The sequence below is a fragment of the Shewanella sp. LC6 genome, assembly GCF_006385735.2.
In the GTDB taxonomy this organism is placed as follows: Bacteria; Pseudomonadota; Gammaproteobacteria; order Enterobacterales; family Shewanellaceae; genus Shewanella; species Shewanella xiamenensis.
Map to the genome: position 1 here is coordinate 2390843 of NZ_CP043902.1, position 18616 is coordinate 2409458.

Consider the following 18616-nt stretch of genomic DNA (forward strand, 5'->3'; position numbering starts at 1 on the left):
CTATTGTGATTTTTAAATCACCTAATGATGGATGTTCAATGAAGGTCTTAACTCGGTAAAAGTAATAAGATAACGGAAAGGGAGGTGAGTTGTGTCGTATAACAGTTCTGTGCGTAAACCTGAGCAATGGGAAGATTTACCCAATGGCGACGCACTCCAGCAAGCTGTTACCGATAAGCTCACTGATTGGTGGCCAAGGGTGTTTGGTTATCATTTGTTGAAGTTGGGCCCCTTAAGTGCACAGCTCTCCAGTATGGCATCCCCTGTTGCTCATCATTTTTCACTATGCTCAGCACCAACAGCCTCGTTAATGGGGGATTTTTGTCATTTGCCGATACAAAATGGGGTGATTGATGCTGTGGTGATGAGCCTGCTACTAGAGTTTGAGGCTGATCCTTACCGTATTTTACGGGAAACCGACAGAGTGCTGATCGCCGGTGGTTATTTATTTATTGTGGGCTTTAACCCCTTAAGCTCAGTGTTTCTTGGCAAGCTGTGGCCGAAATATCAAGATGATCTACCTTGGTGCGGACGCTTTTTTATGCCATCTAGGGTGCGAGATTGGTTAGGGCTACTTGGTTATCAAGTGGTGAGTGATGAGCGTTTGGTTTACCATCCCCTGATCGGCGAATTGAATCGTGGCCGTTTTTTACAGCAAACCTTAGCTTCATGGCTTCCCAGTGCGGGGAGTTTGTATTTGATTGTGGCTCGAAAATTAGAATCACCATTAACCCCAATCCGTGACAAACGTAAGGTTCGACAACCCAATTGGGCCACTGCGCCAAGCGCCGGACGCACTGGGCATTTATCCGAACATATAAAATAACATCATCGATTAATGAGACCGATATGCGAATTACCCTAAGGCAACTTGCAGTTTTTGAAGCCGTCGCACGCAGTGGTCAGGTGGCAAAAGCGGCTGAACAAGTTAATCTATCGCCGCCTGCGACCTCTATGGCCTTAGCCGAATTGGAAAAACAGCTCAATGCCCGGTTATTTGAAAGAATTGGCAATCGTCTGCAACTGAATTCGCAGGGTAACCTCTTGTTGCCGTTGGCCACCGATCTTTTACATCGTGTTGAACAAATTGAGCAGGCATTTACTCGTCAAGATGGTGATTTGGTTGGACACTTAAGTGTGAGTGCAAGCTCAACGATTGGTAATTATTTACTGGCGAAAGCGGCAGTCGCATTTTGCCAGCAACATATCCAAACCCATGTAGACGTGGCGATCACCAATACCCAAGAAGTGATTCAATCCGTTGCACAATTTCGTGCCGAAATGGGGTTTATTGAAGGGCATTGTACTGATAACCGTCTTCATATCGAGCCGTGGCACAAGGATCGATTATTGGTGTTTTGCCATCCCGCTCATCCATTGGCAGGGCAAACGGTTAAGCCTTTGGCCGTAAAAGGCCAATCTTGGGTGCTGCGTGAAGAGGGATCGGGAACTCGGGAATATTTTGTTAATGCGGCCAATGAACTAGGTATGCAACCGGAGGCTAAGTTCTGCTTTACCACGCCCGATGCCATCAAGTTGGCGGTAAAACAAGGTGCTGGTTTGGGGGTTTTGTCAGAACTTGCGTTGGATAAAGACATTAGTCGAAAAGAATTGGCTCTAGTCACCATTGAAGGATTAGTGTTAGAGCGGCAGTTTTACCGCATCACTCATAAGAGTCGCCAAGCAACGTCGTTAGGGCTGGCCTTTGTGCAGTTTTGCAGTAATTTTTTCCATTTATCACGAGAATAATGGTGTTCTAGCAGCGATAAGTGTTAGGACTCCGCCTGATAACCTGCATCAATTTGCGTAGGATTTGCCTCTGCGGCGGCGCGAGCAAGTTGATCACAGCGTTCATTTTCCGCGTGTCCGGCATGGCCTTTTACCCAGCGCCAATCAATTTGGTGGAGTTGAGCGGCGTTATCTAAACGTTTCCAAAGATCGACATTTTTCACCGGCGTTCGATTAGATGTCATCCAGCCTTTTTTCTTCCAGCCGTGGATCCAAGTGGTGATCCCTTGGCGCATATATTGGCTATCGCTGGTGAGAATGATTTTACAGGGTTCTTTTAGGGCCTCAAGCGCAACGATTGGGGCTAATAATTCCATGCGATTATTGGTTGTCAGGGCAAAACCATCGGATATCTCCTTTGTATGGCCCTTATAATTCATTACAATGCCATAGCCACCGGGGCCCGGATTGCCTAAGCAAGAACCATCGGTGAAGATGTGGATTAGTTTTAGTTCAGTCATCAAGTGGTTACCAGCGTCGTAAATATCGGCCGAGTATAACCAAAAAAAGTCATAAGAAGCGCATAAAAGTATGAATATTATCTCAAACGCAAGCCGTCAGGTTATTTTGGATACTGAAACCACTGGTATGAACCAGGGGAGTGGTGCGGTGTATTTAGGACACCGAATTATTGAGATAGGTTGTGTTGAGGTCATCAACCGCCGTTTAACGGGGCGTTATTACCATCAATATATCAATCCTGGCCAAGCGATTGATCCAGAAGCGATTGCTGTTCACGGGATCACCGATGAGCGTGTTGCAAATGAGCCAAGATTTCATCAAATAGCGCAAGAGTTTATCGATTTTATCAGTGGCGCAGAAATTGTAGCCCATAACGCAAACTTCGACGTGAGCTTTATGGACCATGAGTTTTCCTTACTGCAACCGTTAGGACCAAAGACTCGCGACATTTGTGATATTTTAGACTCCCTCGATATCGCTAAGTTTTTGCATCCTGGGCAAAAAAACAACTTAGACGCTCTCTGCAAACGATATGGCATCGACAATTCCCGCCGCCATTACCACGGCGCATTACTCGACGCCGAAATTCTTGCCGATGTGTATTTGTCGATGACGGGAGGTCAGACTAAGTTCAATCTCTCTAACGAAGAAGTTGGTCAAGAGGCGGGAGGCATTCAACGCTTTGATCCCGCATCACTTAATCTTAAAGTGATCAGCGCATCGGCCGATGAACTCGTTATACATGAACAACGCCTTGATTTAGTCGCAAAATCAGGAAAGTGCCTCTGGAGAGGATAATTTTTAGCCTATGACGATGTCGCTGCGAAAATCTCTAGTCAATACCACGTTAATACTCGGCTACCTTAGCTTGAGCACGTCATTGTTTGCGGCTGATACGGAACCAGTGACCGCTAAGCCGACAAAGCCGACTACCGATATGGCAGCTAAGGTTCAAAATACTGCTGAGCCAAGTGCTGAGGTTAAGGTAAACAGTGCTGAGAGTAAGGTAAACACGTCGTCCAAGCCATCGAATATGAAAGTCGTGCCCGTAGATACGGCTTCTGAGCTTAAAAATCGTTTTCGGGTGGATCATATGGTCAGCAGTATGACACTCATGATCCAGCGAGAATATGGTTCGGCCCCCGTGGTGATTGTCTTGCCCGATGGCAGTAAGTGGTACGCCAATCGTCATCCAGAAACCGTTAAATGGGTTGATGGTATGACCGGAGATATTATTTATATCGAATCACCCCAGCCTGGTCCTTGGCAATTAGTGGGGAAGGTGGTGCCGGGCTCGAAAATTAAACGGGTTTCAAAGCTTGAGATTGAAGTTCAACGATTACCTCAGCCATTATTTCAAGGCGAACAAACCAAAGTGATTGCCCAATTAATGGGAGATGCAGAGCGCGTTCGCATGCCTGGGATGGACTATTTAGTCGAGTGGACCGCGCACTTTGTCAGTAAGCATCGTACGGGCGATGAAAACTTTGCCGCAGGTGACATTATCGTTGGTTCCTACAAAGATAATGGTGAAAAGTTCGATGAAAGACCTGATGACGGCATATTTACAGGCGATATCAATCTTAAGCAGCCATGGGGTGAGTACGACTTTGTCGTTCAAGCGCGTAACAACGTATTTGAAAGGCAAGTCTCATTTCCTTTTAGCTTATCTCCACGACCCGTAAATGCAGAGGTGATAACTCCTGAAGATCCTTTGACGGGTCAATGGAAAATCATGCTACATGCCGATAGTCGCGTATTACAGCTAGCTGAGACCCATTTTTCATTTGAGCTTGTTGGACCTGCTGGTTTGCAACTTCCCCTCGTAGTTCATGGGCTTAAGGAGAGCGACACTGAATTGCCGATACCGCCTGTGACCGAGTTTGGCAGTTACCGAATAAAAGGCTCTGCTGCGACAACGACAGTCACTGGCCGTGAAATAGTACTCGATTTACCTGAACTGTTCTTCAACCTAGTGCAACCGCCCGAGCCACCACCTAGCGAAGAAGAGCTCGCAGCTGTGGCCGCGCAAAAGGCTGCAGAGGAAGAGGCTCTCGCTAAGCAGGAAGCGATCTTCTGGATTATCACCGTCAATGTGGTGTTAGTGCTACTGGGTGTGGTTGGGCTGATTATTTGGCGTAAGCGTCAAAGTTTGGCACAAGCATTAGCCGCGGCCGAACAGCGGATTTTAGATGACGCGGAACAAAATAAAGCTGATGTCCCATCTCTTGATGAAATAGATTTAACTATGCCAGATGAACCTGATAATCGTAGATAAAAGTGAAGGAAAGGGTGAGATTTACATCGGGATTTGCAGATATTTTGTTCACTTATCATGGGGTTTTGTTAAGTTTGGCGAAATTTTAACTAATCGATGCAATTGAGTGAAAAAAACGGTTGACGCTGCGAACGCTCAACCGTATTATTCACCGCAACTTGAGTGGAGCGGTAGTTCAGTTGGTTAGAATACCGGCCTGTCACGCCGGGGGTCGCGGGTTCGAGTCCCGTCCGCTCCGCCAGTCAAGTTATTGAAAGTTAAAATTATAGTGCTGTTATAGCGGTATAATAAAAAGTTTGGAGCGGTAGTTCAGTTGGTTAGAATACCGGCCTGTCACGCCGGGGGTCGCGGGTTCGAGTCCCGTCCGCTCCGCCAAATATGAAAAAGCCTCATCATTTGATGAGGCTTTTTCATTTGCGATATCAGTAAACCACTAATGCCTACCGTCTAAAGAATGTTGATATTTAAGATTCAATTTTGTTCGTTTGAGTAAGTGCTGCTCGCGAAGCGAGCAAATATGGGCCGTTATTTTACTCAAATTACCAGCGCCTCTAATCACTGAAAGTAAAGAGAAGAGTCTTGCCAGAATGAACTCTTCTGGCAGTATTTGGCTGATATTTCTGCGGAGTTATCTTAGTTTTATGTAGCTTAACTATGCAGTATGGACTTTGCCTCGCACAACCAGCCAAACTGCTGAAACAAACCACTCTGAAACGTTGCCAACACGCCCTAATATCTCAAATAAACTGGTCATATTGGCTATGTGGTTTTATCCCAATATTGCTACTCGCATTCATTTAAAACCAGCTGTTTATCTATTTCTTTTAGCCTGGCCAAAGCTTCAATTTAGTGTTAGCTAAATTTTCATCCTGAAAGCAACTGGAATGCAATCAAGACGGTGGAATAGTTTTACTAGTTTGTTGTTTTGGCATGAGTTATTTTTTAAGTTCAACCTTATCGAGAAAATCATTGTGCTGAAGGTTCTGCTAAGATTCTTATTATTAGCGCTTAACATTGACGCATAGTGAATAACGACTAATATAAGACAGATGAGACACTCATGAGGTGATGCTATGCCAATACCTGTCACAATTGCTGATGATTCTTTAATGTCCAGAAAAGCGGTAAGACGAGCTTTACCGGAGGACTGGGATGTTGAGATCACTGAAGCGTGCAATGGAAAAGAGGCCCTAGAAGCAGCTAATTCAGGTAAGGCTGAGGTACTATTTCTTGACCTGACCATGCCTGAACTTGATGGATTCGGAGTACTTAAATGTCTTCATGAACAACAATCAAAGACGGTTGTGATTGTGATAAGTGCAGATATACAGCCAGAAGCTAAATTGTTAGTTGATTCCCTAGGTTCTTTTCGTTTCTTACAAAAACCGTTACAACCCGCACAGTTAAGAGAAGCACTTTTCGATGTGGGGCTAATATGAACATGTTGCTATCTGAAGAACAACGAGACGCGCTCCAGGAATTGATGAATATTTCTATGGGGCAAGCAGCTAATTCACTTGCTCGTTTAATCGAAGCGAAAATTACACTATCAATTCCTAAAATCAGTGATGTTACACCTGAACAATTTGTCTCTATGCTATCGGACGAGGAAATGTGGTACACACGCCAATCATTCTTAGGCAGTATTAAAGGTGAAGTTATTTCAACGCTATCTAAGCAGGGCTGCGATGCGATTGGTACATTAATGGAGTATGAACTGCCACTAACTCAAGACCGGTTAAATGAGTTGTTGTTAGAACTTGCCAACATTTTAGCTGGTGCATGTTTAACAGGATTTGCTGAGCAACTTTCATTAAACGCAAAGTTAAGTATGCCGACAATGTACAATGCAGCCAGCCAGCATTACCACTATAGATGGGCAAGTACTTTAATGATGGAGGTTGAGTTTAAAGTGGAAGTGAGTCAGTTTGACTCAAAAGTTGTGATCTGTTTGGAAGAGGCATCAGTTCAAACTTTATTAGCGAAACTACAGCAGCTGCTGGAGTAATTATGAGTCAGTCACAGCTATTGCAGAAGCTTACTTCACGCTTACCACTTGGAATTTGTGTGGTTGATGAGTGTTATCAAATTATTTACTGGAATGAATTTTTTACCGATAGATTGTCAACCGATAATAAGTCAGTTACACACGAAAATAACTTGCTCGCGTTATTCCCTGATGCCGCAAAATTTCTTCAAAAAAAAATTAATAGCGTTTTCGTGCTAAATAATGCCAGTTTCTCATATTGGGAGCATCGTCCACATGTATTTGATTTTAGTAGCAGCCGGCCTATTACAGGCGAAGAAACTGCTATGTATCAAAATATTGAGTTTTTCCCGCTCGATATAGAAAATAATCAAGTGAAAACAGTTTGTTTAATTGTGCAAGATGTAACTGAGCTTGCAAGTTATTACCAAGCACAAAAATGCCTTTCTGAACAGTTAGAACAAGAGCATACAGCATTGAGTCTTCTCAATAAAAAACTAGAGGCTGCTCAGAATCAATTATTACAATCTGAAAAAATGGCCGCAATTGGACAGTTAGCTGCAGGTGTTGCTCATGAAATTAATAATCCTATTGGTTTTGTGAATTCAAATTTACAAAGTTTACAAGATTATAATGGCAAGTTGTTGAAATTACTCAGCTTCTATCAGAAACTAGTACATAAGATTGGGTCTCCGCCTTATTTTGCACTTGAACAAGATATGTTGAAGCGCCATCAATTTGAATTTATATGCTCAGATTTGCCTGATTTAATCAATGAATCGATTGAAGGATTAGAGCGCGTTGCCGTAATAGTGAAAAGCCTTAAGTCGTTTTCTCATGTAGATAGTAGTGAATGGCAATATGCTAATGTAATAGAGGGTATTGAAAATACATTAAAAATTGCTGCTAACCAAATTAAATATAAAGCTGTTGTTCTTCGTAATTTCCAGGATAATTTGCCAGAGCTATATTGTCAGCCTATGCAGCTTAATCAAGTATTTCTTAATTTGTTAGTTAATGCTGCGCAAGCTATAGAGGAAAGAGGTGAAATATCTATCGAAGGAAGTGCGACAGAATCAGAGTTTATGATTGTTATTCGTGATACTGGTTCTGGTATTGCGGCACAAGATATACGTAAAATATTTGAGCCTTTTTATACCACGAAACCTGTCGGGACAGGTACTGGGCTCTGAAGGATCCCCTCATAAATCAGCCATAGCATAGCCATATTTGAGCAACTGATTGGCGAATAATACCCAGGCCGCCAGCAATTCTTTCTCCGTGATTTGATAATCAGGCCGCCTGAGTACCTCCAATCCCAAGCGAATCGTTGAGAGTACCGTTCGATGCCCAATGGTATTGGCCTGAAAATGCTTATCCCAGCCCTGTTGCTGTGCGTGTAAACCAACTAGCCACAACAGGCATTGAACCATCAACGCTATCAGTAGGATGATGTCGAATCGCTCTGGACTGTTGGTACGACTTTGGCGTAAGCCAAAGCCGTATGCCGGGCTTTTGAGGTCACGAAAGGTTTCCTCTATTTGCATACGTTTGGCGTACAGGTTTACCAGCTGCTTTGGGCTCCGAGATTCTGGTGGTAAATTGCTGGCTAACACCCAAGGCTCTTTCGCCGATGTTGAGTACGTTTTTGCCGATGGATGGTGGCAATTAGTCCTCGTTGAACGCTGATTTGTACGCCCCTTAGGTTTGCTACGATAAAGCGTGAGATGGCAATTGATAGGGTTAGTTTTGGTCAAGGTCTTACAACCCAGGCTCTTCGCTTGACCGTTGGCCAAGTCATGTGTACTGCGAACTGCACGCCAATTTTCAGCGCCAATATCTGCAAATTGAACTGTACCGCGAATACGGCTTAGCCAAAACCAACCATGCGCCTCAACCTCTTTGTACCAAGGCACTTTGAACCCCGCGTCAGTCACGATGAGAGGGGTAACATGCAAAGGTAAAATCTTGGCTAAGTCCGCTAAAAAACCGTTGTGGGAGGCCTTAGAGCATTGTTCTGATAGGGGATAGGACTTCTCATACAGGGTAATAGAGCGGCCATTGAAGGCTATTGAGGCGCGCAGAGCCATGATGCGTTTATGCTCTCGGATGTCTGACCAATCGACGAGCACAATCGGCATAGGGTTACCAGAACAGATGAGGCTGGCATGCCATTGGTAGACAGCTAACCGTTCTTGATGCAGATGCGTGTTGCCGAGCAAACGATCAATGCGCTTGATGTTGTGCTTGGTTCGGGCCGTGGTTGGTAAATTTCGACCTAACTCAGTCAAGGTCAGTGTCTTACATTCAATCAGTGCCTTAGAGGCCAGCATCAAGCTGTTTAATCGTTTTAGGTGAAGTTCTGGGCAGTATTGGTGTAAAGAATGTTGTAGGATATTGGCTTCGCGCATCTTGTTGTCCAAGTGTAGTTTTTGGAGAAACCATTTGATCATGCAACAAGATGCGCTTCCACCCTAATTTGATGATTTATTTGTAAATCATCAGGGGATTCTTCAGTACTGGGCTTGGTTTATCATTATCCTACAGCATAGTTCAAAAGCATAAAGGTGAAATTAAAGTCACTTCAACATTAGGTGAAGGTACTTCTTTCACTGTGATATTACCTATATTAACTCCTGCTGATGTTTCTGAGTGTTAGGTCTGACTCATGTGTTATCATTGATATTATATCCTATTATTTTTCATTTTCAGCTAAAAGTGCATCTGTTATAGCGGTTGACAATTCGTTGATTTCATCTAGGGTTATCATTCGATTTTTTAGTTGCACATTGAGATGTGCCGCACATGACGATATATTGCTAAGTCCTAAACACGCACTTGTTCCTTTTAGCTTATGTAATTCATATCCTAACTTTGTTATTTCTCCATCATTGATAAGTTTCTTTAATAAGGACAATACATTAGGTAAGGTTTTTAGATATTCAATTGTTAAATCATTATCTAATATGTCATCTTCTTTTTTTGCTTATTATATTTTGATTGGTTTTCTCCCAGAAAATATTGCAAGGTATCAATGAGTTGTTGTTTGCTAAAAGGTTTTGTGATTTTTTTGTTGAAAGCGCTATTTTTTTCACTGTCATCATAAAAAATATCAGCACTTAATAATAATAAAGGAATATTTTTATTCATCGCACGTATTGTATTTGCAGCGGTAAGTCCATCGATAACTGGCATTTGTTGGTCTAATATGATCAGATCGTAATGTTTTAGATATGCTAATTGTATTGCTTCTTCACCATTGACACCAAAATCTATACTTATTCCTGTATCTTTTAGGTAAATGGCTACTAAGTCTCTAATATCCTCTACATCATCAACAAATAAGATGCTTTTCTTTTTCCAGTCTATGATTTCATTTTGAATAATGTTGATTTCATCATGCGTTATGGCAACATTATTAATTAATTTTTCTGCGGGTAATGTGATAGAGAAACAAGACCCAATCCCAACTGTACTATGCATATTAAGTTGTAAAGACATAGCATTAGCTAATTGTTTGCTGATAAATAATCCTAGACCTGTTCCGCCATAATCTCTACTGGTACTGGAGTCTGCTTGAGTAAATGCATGAAATAAACTTGATGCTTGTTCAGATGAAATACCAATGCCGTTGTCGATAATCGCGATATATAACTCATTTTTATCTGTTATGTTCGCAACTAACTTGATAGTACCTTTTAGCGTGAACTTTACCGCGTTACTAATAAAATTTAGTAATATTTGCTTAAGTCTATAAGGATCTGTTTTTATATATTTTATATTTAATAAATTAATGTCTAACTGAGTGGTTAAATTTTTCGAATGTGCTAAAACAGTTAATGCATCACTTAAGCTGTTTAAAAGAGGTTCAATAGCAACAGATTGCTCAGCTATAGTCATTTTTCCTTCATCAATTTTTGCCGCATCTAAAATGTCATTAATGATATTTTGAAGGTGAGATGTATTTTGTTCAATTTTGCAAAGAGCAGTATGCACTTCACCATGGGTAATGGGTAAAATTTGTTCAGTGAAACCTTTAATTATCGTAATTGGAGTACGAATTTCATGGCTCATATTAGCAAGGAATCTAGTTTTAATTGCTGCTAGATGCTTTGCTTTATCGCGCTCTTCTTCTAATTCTCTTGTTCGTTTTTCAACTCTTTCTTCTAACTCTTCATTAAGAAGTCTTACCTCATTCATTGATGATATTGTTGCGTTGTGAGCACCAGTTACTCGTCGTTGCATATTTATAAAGCTATGCGCTAAAGTGTCAATTTCAAGCGCCGATTGAGTAAGATTCAATACTTTGCTATTTAAGGTTTTGCCATCCCATTGCTGAGTGTAATCTACCAATTGCTCCAATGCCTGTGTGTAGTTTTTTACAAATCTTTTTGATAGTCTAACAGATGTTTCTAATATTATAGTGATTAAGGCTAGAGCAAGAAAAAAATAAATTGAAAGTTTTATGAAGAGATCGTTCGTGTCAATGAAAAAATATAACTCCCAACCAGTTAAACCTATTTTTTCATTGATGATAAAGTGATGCGCATCTTTGCTAAATGTAATAGGATTAAGTGGGTTGAATATACTTTTTCTTAAAAATTTTTCTTTCATCGGCTCGCTATCTTTAGGTCGAGTCCAAACACTGCCGATATCACCACTTACATTGTTTCCCCATACTTTTCTTCCCGATTTATCTATGAGTATACGATGTGAAATACTATCATTATGTTTATCAAATAATGTCAGTAATGAATTAAGTTTTATTGCTAATTGTAGAACACCATCAAATTTATTTTCTCTTATTATAGGTGTGCTTACAGCAAATAATTGATCATCTCCGAGTGATCTTCCTTTGAAGGTATCACTTATAAAAGACGTTTTTGTTTGTTTTACCAAATAAAAATAGGGACGGTCTGCAACGCTCAAGTTGCCGATGTTGTTTGTGTTTGCATCAACTTTGTAGAAATCTCTAACAATACCATTATTATCTGTTACAACCGTCATTCCGCAGCTAATTCCAGAATTTAAATAGTGTGATCTGGCGATCAGCTTTTCATAAAAACTACGACACCATCTTGACCGCGATCGACAGTTTTGATCTATTACTGCTATTTGACGGTCTCAAAATATGTCTACCCATCCTGTTATTAAACGCTTAGATCACCTTGGTCTCATTGCCGCCTTTTGTCACGAAATTGGCCTGCCACGGATGATAGATGCCGTTATCCCAAAATATTCTGACCACAATGTTTCTCATGGTGACGCGGTATTGGCCATGCTCCTAAATGGACTTGGCTTTCATAGCAGAACACTGCACATGTTCTCGGACTTTTTTAAGACCAAGCCTGTATCTAAGCTACTCGCCAAAGACATTGAAGCACACCACCTGACTGATGATGTACTAGGCCGCACATTAGATGCTCTATACGAAGCCGATGTCTCAGCGCTCTATCAGGTTATTGCTGAGCGCTGAAGGATCCCCTCATAAATCAGCCATAGCATAGCCATATTTGAGCAACTGATTGGCGAATAATACCCAGGCCGCCAGCAATTCTTTCTCCGTGATTTGATAATCAGGCCGCCTGAGTACCTCCAATCCCAAGCGAATCGTTGAGAGTACCGTTCGATGCCCAATGGTATTGGCCTGAAAATGCTTATCCCAGCCCTGTTGCTGTGCGTGTAAACCAACTAGCCACAACAGGCATTGAACCATCAACGCTATCAGTAGGATGATGTCGAATCGCTCTGGACTGTTGGTACGACTTTGGCGTAAGCCAAAGCCGTATGCCGGGCTTTTGAGGTCACGAAAGGTTTCCTCTATTTGCATACGTTTGGCGTACAGGTTTACCAGCTGCTTTGGGCTCCGAGATTCTGGTGGTAAATTGCTGGCTAACACCCAAGGCTCTTTCGCCGATGTTGAGTACGTTTTTGCCGATGGATGGTGGCAATTAGTCCTCGTTGAACGCTGATTTGTACGCCCCTTAGGTTTGCTACGATAAAGCGTGAGATGGCAATTGATAGGGTTAGTTTTGGTCAAGGTCTTACAACCCAGGCTCTTCGCTTGACCGTTGGCCAAGTCATGTGTACTGCGAACTGCACGCCAATTTTCAGCGCCAATATCTGCAAATTGAACTGTACCGCGAATACGGCTTAGCCAAAACCAACCATGCGCCTCAACCTCTTTGTACCAAGGCACTTTGAACCCCGCGTCAGTCACGATGAGAGGGGTAACATGCAAAGGTAAAATCTTGGCTAAGTCCGCTAAAAAACCGTTGTGGGAGGCCTTAGAGCATTGTTCTGATAGGGGATAGGACTTCTCATACAGGGTAATAGAGCGGCCATTGAAGGCTATTGAGGCGCGCAGAGCCATGATGCGTTTATGCTCTCGGATGTCTGACCAATCGACGAGCACAATCGGCATAGGGTTACCAGAACAGATGAGGCTGGCATGCCATTGGTAGACAGCTAACCGTTCTTGATGCAGATGCGTGTTGCCGAGCAAACGATCAATGCGCTTGATGTTGTGCTTGGTTCGGGCCGTGGTTGGTAAATTTCGACCTAACTCAGTCAAGGTCAGTGTCTTACATTCAATCAGTGCCTTAGAGGCCAGCATCAAGCTGTTTAATCGTTTTAGGTGAAGTTCTGGGCAGTATTGGTGTAAAGAATGTTGTAGGATATTGGCTTCGCGCATCTTGTTGTCCAAGTGTAGTTTTTGGAGAAACCATTTGATCATGCAACAAGATGCGCTTCCACCCTAATTTGATGATTTATTTGTAAATCATCAGGGGATTCTTCAGTGCTGAGCGTGTTGTTGATAAACTGGGCTTGACGACCGATTCTGTTCATCTTGATATCACTAGCTTCCACGTTGATGGTGAGTATGCACAAGATGAAAACACCAACGTGATTAAGCTTGTAAGAGGTTATAGTCGGGATCATAGGCCAGAGCTTAACCAAGTCGTGCTTGAACTCATCTGTGAAAACCAAGCAGGTATTCCTGTTTACATGCAAGCACTGAGTGGTAACACCAATGATGCCAAGGCATTCGCTGAAGTCACTAAAAGACACATACATTGCCTAAAAGCCGCGCAAAATAGTCGTTACTTTATCGCTGATGCCGCTTTGTACACCGAAGAAAGCATCTCCTCGCTAGATGAGCAAAATCAAAAATTCATTACCCGTGTCCCCATGACCATCAAGCTCGCAAAACAAGCACTACTTGCGCTAGAGCCAGAGCAATTAAGCACTATCGGTCATGGCTACTCAGGATGTTGGATAGACTCGGATTACGGAAAGGTCAATCAACGTTGGTTGCTCGTTCACAGTGAACAGGCCACCAAGCGGGAAGAAATCACTTTCTTCAAGAACTTAGAGAAAAACATAGCAAAAGAAATCAAAGCGTTGGAAAAGCTAAGTAAAAAACCATTCGCTTGTGAAGTTGACGCAGAATTAGCGTTTAACGATTTCAAGAAACAATGTGACTTACTTGGGTTTGAACAAGGCACTCTCATCAAACAGCCGACTTACTCTCATTCGGGCCGCCCAAAGACAGATGAAGCACCGACAGGATACCAATACTTTATCGAAGCCGCCCCCTTCACCGACCTAGAAAAAGTAAAACTGGCTAAGCTCAAAGTAGGCATGTTTATCCTCGCGACGAATGACACCGACAATGAAGCACTCACCATGGCGGCTCTTCTAGCACATTACAAATCGCAACAAAAAGTCGAGCGCGGCTTCCGTTTTCTAAAAAGCCCTGAGTTTTTAACCTCTTCCATCTTCTTGAAAAAGCCTGAGCGCATTGAAGCGTTGCTAATGATAATGACGTTGAGCTCTGAAGAATCCCCTGATGATTTACAAATAAATCATCAAATTAGGGTGGAAGCGCATCTTGTTGCATGATCAAATGGTTTCGCCAAAAACTACACTTGGACAACAAGATGCGCGAAGCCAATATCCTACAACATTCTTTACACCAATACTGCCCAGAACTTCACCTAAAACGATTAAACAGCTTGATGCTGGCCTCTAAGGCACTGATTGAATGTAAGACACTGACCTTGACTGAGTTAGGTCGAAATTTACCAACCACGGCCCGAACCAAGCACAACATCAAGCGCATTGATCGTTTGCTCGGCAACACGCATCTGCATCAAGAACGGTTAGCTGTCTACCAATGGCATGCCAGCCTCATCTGTTCTGGTAACCCTATGCCGATTGTGCTCGTCGATTGGTCAGACATCCGAGAGCATAAACGCATCATGGCTCTGCGCGCCTCAATAGCCTTCAATGGCCGCTCTATTACCCTGTATGAGAAGTCCTATCCCCTATCAGAACAATGCTCTAAGGCCTCCCACAACGGTTTTTTAGCGGACTTAGCCAAGATTTTACCTTTGCATGTTACCCCTCTCATCGTGACTGACGCGGGGTTCAAAGTGCCTTGGTACAAAGAGGTTGAGGCGCATGGTTGGTTTTGGCTAAGCCGTATTCGCGGTACAGTTCAATTTGCAGATATTGGCGCTGAAAATTGGCGTGCAGTTCGCAGTACACATGACTTGGCCAACGGTCAAGCGAAGAGCCTGGGTTGTAAGACCTTGACCAAAACTAACCCTATCAATTGCCATCTCACGCTTTATCGTAGCAAACCTAAGGGGCGTACAAATCAGCGTTCAACGAGGACTAATTGCCACCATCCATCGGCAAAAACGTACTCAACATCGGCGAAAGAGCCTTGGGTGTTAGCCAGCAATTTACCACCAGAATCTCGGAGCCCAAAGCAGCTGGTAAACCTGTACGCCAAACGTATGCAAATAGAGGAAACCTTTCGTGACCTCAAAAGCCCGGCATACGGCTTTGGCTTACGCCAAAGTCGTACCAACAGTCCAGAGCGATTCGACATCATCCTACTGATAGCGTTGATGGTTCAATGCCTGTTGTGGCTAGTTGGTTTACACGCACAGCAACAGGGCTGGGATAAGCATTTTCAGGCCAATACCATTGGGCATCGAACGGTACTCTCAACGATTCGCTTGGGATTGGAGGTACTCAGGCGGCCTGATTATCAAATCACGGAGAAAGAATTGCTGGCGGCCTGGGTATTATTCGCCAATCAGTTGCTCAAATATGGCTATGCTATGGCTGATTTATGAGGGGATCCTTCAGCGTTGAGCTTGCTTGTTTACGCTAGTTTAGAACACAAAATCAGAGAACAACTCGCACAAACCGAAGCGTTCTTCCCAAGTATGGTAAAGAACAAGACGACCTCCAGACCGACGGCACGTTGGGTCTTCTTGCAATTCGAAGGCATAGATACGCTAGAGATTAACGGCCAAAGGTTCATCACTGGACTTCAAGATCACCAAACACAACTACTCAAATTACTCGGTAGATTCTATGAGGTAGTTTATTCCTAAATTAGCTGCGGAATGTCGGATATATAATCAAGAAGGATAAATTATCCTTTATTGCTTCCAGTGAAAACATTTTTATAACGAGAATAGCTGCTAAAAAATAAATCACAGAAACTTGCGTTATGTTTGAGCTATTTTTTTTAATATAAATATTAAATAATACAACTTGTATAAGGCTTAGTATTATAGCAATAAAAGAGGGGAGTGGAGATGCAACAAAAACAAAACATACTAACGCCCACAAGGGACCTAAACGCTGAAGGATCCCCTCATAAATCAGCCATAGCATAGCCATATTTGAGCAACTGATTGGCGAATAATACCCAGGCCGCCAGCAATTCTTTCTCCGTGATTTGATAATCAGGCCGCCTGAGTACCTCCAATCCCAAGCGAATCGTTGAGAGTACCGTTCGATGCCCAATGGTATTGGCCTGAAAATGCTTATCCCAGCCCTGTTGCTGTGCGTGTAAACCAACTAGCCACAACAGGCATTGAACCATCAACGCTATCAGTAGGATGATGTCGAATCGCTCTGGACTGTTGGTACGACTTTGGCGTAAGCCAAAGCCGTATGCCGGGCTTTTGAGGTCACGAAAGGTTTCCTCTATTTGCATACGTTTGGCGTACAGGTTTACCAGCTGCTTTGGGCTCCGAGATTCTGGTGGTAAATTGCTGGCTAACACCCAAGGCTCTTTCGCCGATGTTGAGTACGTTTTTGCCGATGGATGGTGGCAATTAGTCCTCGTTGAACGCTGATTTGTACGCCCCTTAGGTTTGCTACGATAAAGCGTGAGATGGCAATTGATAGGGTTAGTTTTGGTCAAGGTCTTACAACCCAGGCTCTTCGCTTGACCGTTGGCCAAGTCATGTGTACTGCGAACTGCACGCCAATTTTCAGCGCCAATATCTGCAAATTGAACTGTACCGCGAATACGGCTTAGCCAAAACCAACCATGCGCCTCAACCTCTTTGTACCAAGGCACTTTGAACCCCGCGTCAGTCACGATGAGAGGGGTAACATGCAAAGGTAAAATCTTGGCTAAGTCCGCTAAAAAACCGTTGTGGGAGGCCTTAGAGCATTGTTCTGATAGGGGATAGGACTTCTCATACAGGGTAATAGAGCGGCCATTGAAGGCTATTGAGGCGCGCAGAGCCATGATGCGTTTATGCTCTCGGATGTCTGACCAATCGACGAGCACAATCGGCATAGGTTTACCAGAACAGATGAGGCTGGCATGCCATTGGTAGACAGCTAACCGTTCTTGATGCAGATGCGTGTTGCCGAGCAAACGATCAATGCGCTTGATGTTGTGCTTGGTTCGGGCCGTGGTTGGTAAATTTCGACCTAACTCAGTCAAGGTCAGTGTCTTACATTCAATCAGTGCCTTAGAGGCCAGCATCAAGCTGTTTAATCGTTTTAGGTGAAGTTCTGGGCAGTATTGGTGTAAAGAATGTTGTAGGATATTGGCTTCGCGCATCTTGTTGTCCAAGTGTAGTTTTTGGAGAAACCATTTGATCATGCAACAAGATGCGCTTCCACCCTAATTTGATGATTTATTTGTAAATCATCAGGGGATTCTTCAGACCTAAACGTGCTAGAATCAATAAAGCTGCAACATTGCCTATATTGAGAGGTACTGCAATTGGAACGGTTACAACTGATAAATTGGCAACCAATCCAATGATAATACAATATAATAAGAATAATATTCGATGTTTCTTAATGGATTTATTATGTCTTCTAATTATTGCTAGCATGGCTAGACTCCGGTAGACCTATAACAAATTTTGTGCCCGAAGGCCCTGTGTAGTCAAGAGTAATAAATCCATTGTGTTGCTCTACTATAGCTCTTGATATTGATAGCCCTAACCCAGTACCTTCACCAATTTCTTTTGTCGTAAAAAAGGTTCAAAGATATGTGGTATATCAGTCTCATGTATACCATTCCCATTATCCTTTATTTCAATGTTTATCCAATGATCTATCTTCATGATATCTATTTCAATTAATCCTTTTTGATGTTTTATTGAATAATAGGAGTTGTTTATAATATTTAATATTGCTTGACTTAGTTGTGTTGTGTTTCCTTTGGCTAATGCACTTTATAAATGATGAGTTAAATTTATTTTTATGTGTTTTTTTAGATTGACTTTAGCTATCTTTACCGTATCTTCAACAAGTTTTACTATGTTTATAGTTGATATGGTTTGTTCATCTGGATGTGAGAAGCTACGTAGGTTTTTAATGATGTCTCTCGCACGTCTAGCACCTTCTTGACTTTCATTAATTAATTCAATACTGTCTTTTAATATAAAATCAAGCTTGTACTTTTTAACGGACTTATTAATTTCTGGATATGTATTGTTTACTTCGTTTATGAATGAGTTGATATCTTTTAAGTACACGTCAAGCGTGTTCAAGTTGCTATAAATAAATCCTAGTGGGTTATTTAATTCGTGGGCAACACCGGCTGCAAGTTGACCAATTGCCGCTAATTTTCCTTCTTTAGCTAAACTGTTTTCAATTCTTTTTTGTTGTGCAAATAAACTGTCGCGTTCAGCTGCAATATGGCGATAGTCTCTCAATGTGAGTGTGTTTGCGATAAAACTACAGTAGTTTGATATGATAGATTGCGCTCCAGAGTTAAAGCTATAGGGCTCTTTTTTTTGCAAGATGATGGCATAATC

At 42.5% G+C, this 18616-nt stretch carries 15 protein-coding genes, 2 tRNA genes and 3 pseudogenes; 14 read left to right on the plus strand and 6 right to left on the minus strand.

Translation table 11 applies throughout. The annotated features are described in order from the left end of the window. Positions 1–91: 91 nt before the first annotated feature. Positions 92–826, plus strand: a complete 735-nt coding sequence (locus FJD32_RS10875; RefSeq protein WP_037419144.1) for a methyltransferase domain-containing protein — start codon at positions 92–94, stop codon at positions 824–826. A 23-nt stretch (positions 827–849) separates the two neighbouring features. Beyond that, positions 850–1749: a LysR substrate-binding domain-containing protein gene (locus FJD32_RS10880; RefSeq protein WP_069454870.1), complete on the plus strand. Its 900-nt coding sequence runs from the start codon at positions 850–852 to the stop codon at positions 1747–1749. A 23-nt stretch (positions 1750–1772) separates the two neighbouring features. On the opposite strand, the gene rnhA is transcribed toward FJD32_RS10880, so the two are convergent. Then, on the minus strand, positions 1773–2249 hold the full coding sequence (gene rnhA, locus FJD32_RS10885) for a ribonuclease HI (RefSeq protein WP_037419137.1): 477 nt from the start codon (positions 2247–2249) through the stop codon (positions 1773–1775). A gap of 70 nt (positions 2250–2319) precedes the next feature. Here rnhA and dnaQ point away from each other — a divergent pair, with 70 nt between their 5' ends. The 7 genes from dnaQ (at position 2320) to FJD32_RS10920 (ending at position 7708) form a co-directional block, all read left to right on the plus strand. After that, positions 2320–3048, plus strand: coding sequence for a DNA polymerase III subunit epsilon (gene dnaQ / locus FJD32_RS10890; protein ID WP_037419134.1), 729 nt, complete (start codon positions 2320–2322; stop codon positions 3046–3048). A 10-nt stretch (positions 3049–3058) separates the two neighbouring features. Further along, on the plus strand, positions 3059–4528 hold the full coding sequence (locus tag FJD32_RS10895) for a TIGR03503 family protein (protein ID WP_140907681.1): 1470 nt from the start codon (positions 3059–3061) through the stop codon (positions 4526–4528). A gap of 164 nt (positions 4529–4692) precedes the next feature. Further along, positions 4693–4769, plus strand: a tRNA-Asp gene (locus FJD32_RS10900). Between the two features lie 57 nt (positions 4770–4826). Next, positions 4827–4903, plus strand: a tRNA-Asp gene (locus FJD32_RS10905). 698 nt (positions 4904–5601) lie between these two features. Further along, the gene (locus FJD32_RS10910) at positions 5602–5967 is read left to right on the plus strand and encodes a response regulator (RefSeq protein ID WP_140907565.1); all 366 of its coding nucleotides are present in this window, start codon (positions 5602–5604) and stop codon (positions 5965–5967) included. Further along, positions 5964–6536 carry a chemotaxis protein CheC gene (locus FJD32_RS10915; protein ID WP_140907566.1) on the plus strand — a complete coding sequence of 191 codons (573 nt, stop codon included), beginning with the start codon at positions 5964–5966 and terminating at the stop codon, positions 6534–6536. The genes FJD32_RS10910 and FJD32_RS10915 overlap by 4 nt, the downstream gene beginning before the upstream one ends. A gap of 2 nt (positions 6537–6538) precedes the next feature. Then, positions 6539–7708 carry an ATP-binding protein gene (locus FJD32_RS10920; RefSeq protein WP_140907567.1) on the plus strand — a complete coding sequence of 390 codons (1170 nt, stop codon included), beginning with the start codon at positions 6539–6541 and terminating at the stop codon, positions 7706–7708. A 9-nt stretch (positions 7709–7717) separates the two neighbouring features. Here FJD32_RS10920 and FJD32_RS10925 read toward each other — a convergent pair whose 3' ends face one another. Next, complete coding sequence (locus tag FJD32_RS10925; protein WP_001206290.1) at positions 7718–8926, minus strand: IS4-like element IS10A family transposase; 1209 nt, start codon at positions 8924–8926, stop codon at positions 7718–7720. An 89-nt stretch (positions 8927–9015) separates the two neighbouring features. On the opposite strand from FJD32_RS10925, the gene FJD32_RS10930 reads away from it, so the two are divergent. After that, positions 9016–9174, plus strand: a complete 159-nt coding sequence (locus tag FJD32_RS10930) for an ATP-binding protein (RefSeq protein ID WP_258195932.1) — start codon at positions 9016–9018, stop codon at positions 9172–9174. 302 nt (positions 9175–9476) lie between these two features. Here the strand turns inward: FJD32_RS10930 and FJD32_RS10940 are convergent, their stop codons facing one another. Further along, positions 9477–11522 (minus strand): ATP-binding protein, encoded by a 2046-nt coding sequence (locus tag FJD32_RS10940; protein WP_205403047.1) that lies wholly within the window; start codon positions 11520–11522, stop codon positions 9477–9479. Between the two features lie 124 nt (positions 11523–11646). Here FJD32_RS10940 and FJD32_RS10945 point away from each other — a divergent pair. Continuing rightward, positions 11647–11988: pseudogene (locus tag FJD32_RS10945) on the plus strand (DUF4277 domain-containing protein); the annotation flags it as partial. 12 nt (positions 11989–12000) lie between these two features. Here FJD32_RS10945 and FJD32_RS10950 read toward each other — a convergent pair. Next, positions 12001–13209, minus strand: a complete 1209-nt coding sequence (locus tag FJD32_RS10950; RefSeq protein ID WP_001206290.1) for an IS4-like element IS10A family transposase — start codon at positions 13207–13209, stop codon at positions 12001–12003. Positions 13210–13316: 107 nt separating this feature from the next. Here FJD32_RS10950 and FJD32_RS10955 point away from each other — a divergent pair. The 3 genes and pseudogenes from FJD32_RS10955 to FJD32_RS10965 all read left to right on the plus strand — a co-directional run. After that, a pseudogene (locus FJD32_RS10955) lies at positions 13317–14351 on the plus strand (IS1634-like element ISSpu7 family transposase); the annotation flags it as partial. A gap of 107 nt (positions 14352–14458) precedes the next feature. Beyond that, entirely contained in the window at positions 14459–15667 is a 1209-nt protein-coding gene (locus FJD32_RS10960; RefSeq protein WP_001206290.1) for an IS4-like element IS10A family transposase, read from the plus strand. A gap of 15 nt (positions 15668–15682) precedes the next feature. After that, positions 15683–15931: pseudogene (locus tag FJD32_RS10965) on the plus strand (IS1634 family transposase); the annotation flags it as partial. 266 nt (positions 15932–16197) lie between these two features. Here FJD32_RS10965 and FJD32_RS10970 read toward each other — a convergent pair. Beyond that, positions 16198–17406 carry an IS4-like element IS10A family transposase gene (locus FJD32_RS10970; RefSeq protein ID WP_205403054.1) on the minus strand — a complete coding sequence of 403 codons (1209 nt, stop codon included), beginning with the start codon at positions 17404–17406 and terminating at the stop codon, positions 16198–16200. 625 nt (positions 17407–18031) lie between these two features. Further along, the gene (locus FJD32_RS10985) at positions 18032–18601 is read right to left on the minus strand and encodes a histidine kinase dimerization/phospho-acceptor domain-containing protein (protein WP_181160259.1); all 570 of its coding nucleotides are present in this window, start codon (positions 18599–18601) and stop codon (positions 18032–18034) included. Positions 18602–18616: the final 15 nt, after the last annotated feature.

Bases quoted from the DNA above. Each gene is read 5' to 3' on its own strand.
- FJD32_RS10880 (WP_069454870.1), top strand. From the start codon at position 850: ATGCGAATTACCCTAAGGCAACTTGCAGTTTTTGAAGCCGTCGCACGC.
- rnhA (WP_037419137.1), bottom strand. From the start codon at position 2,249: ATGACTGAACTAAAACTAATCCACATCTTCACCGATGGTTCTTGCTTA.
- dnaQ (WP_037419134.1), top strand. From the start codon at position 2,320: ATGAATATTATCTCAAACGCAAGCCGTCAGGTTATTTTGGATACTGAA.
- FJD32_RS10895 (WP_140907681.1), top strand. From the start codon at position 3,059: ATGACGATGTCGCTGCGAAAATCTCTAGTCAATACCACGTTAATACTC.
- FJD32_RS10910 (WP_140907565.1), top strand. From the start codon at position 5,602: ATGCCAATACCTGTCACAATTGCTGATGATTCTTTAATGTCCAGAAAA.
- FJD32_RS10915 (WP_140907566.1), top strand. From the start codon at position 5,964: ATGAACATGTTGCTATCTGAAGAACAACGAGACGCGCTCCAGGAATTG.
- FJD32_RS10920 (WP_140907567.1), top strand. From the start codon at position 6,539: ATGAGTCAGTCACAGCTATTGCAGAAGCTTACTTCACGCTTACCACTT.
- FJD32_RS10925 (WP_001206290.1), bottom strand. From the start codon at position 8,926: ATGCGCGAAGCCAATATCCTACAACATTCTTTACACCAATACTGCCCA.
- FJD32_RS10940 (WP_205403047.1), bottom strand. From the start codon at position 11,522: ATGACGGTTGTAACAGATAATAATGGTATTGTTAGAGATTTCTACAAA.
- FJD32_RS10950 (WP_001206290.1), bottom strand. From the start codon at position 13,209: ATGCGCGAAGCCAATATCCTACAACATTCTTTACACCAATACTGCCCA.
- FJD32_RS10960 (WP_001206290.1), top strand. From the start codon at position 14,459: ATGCGCGAAGCCAATATCCTACAACATTCTTTACACCAATACTGCCCA.
- FJD32_RS10970 (WP_205403054.1), bottom strand. From the start codon at position 17,406: ATGCGCGAAGCCAATATCCTACAACATTCTTTACACCAATACTGCCCA.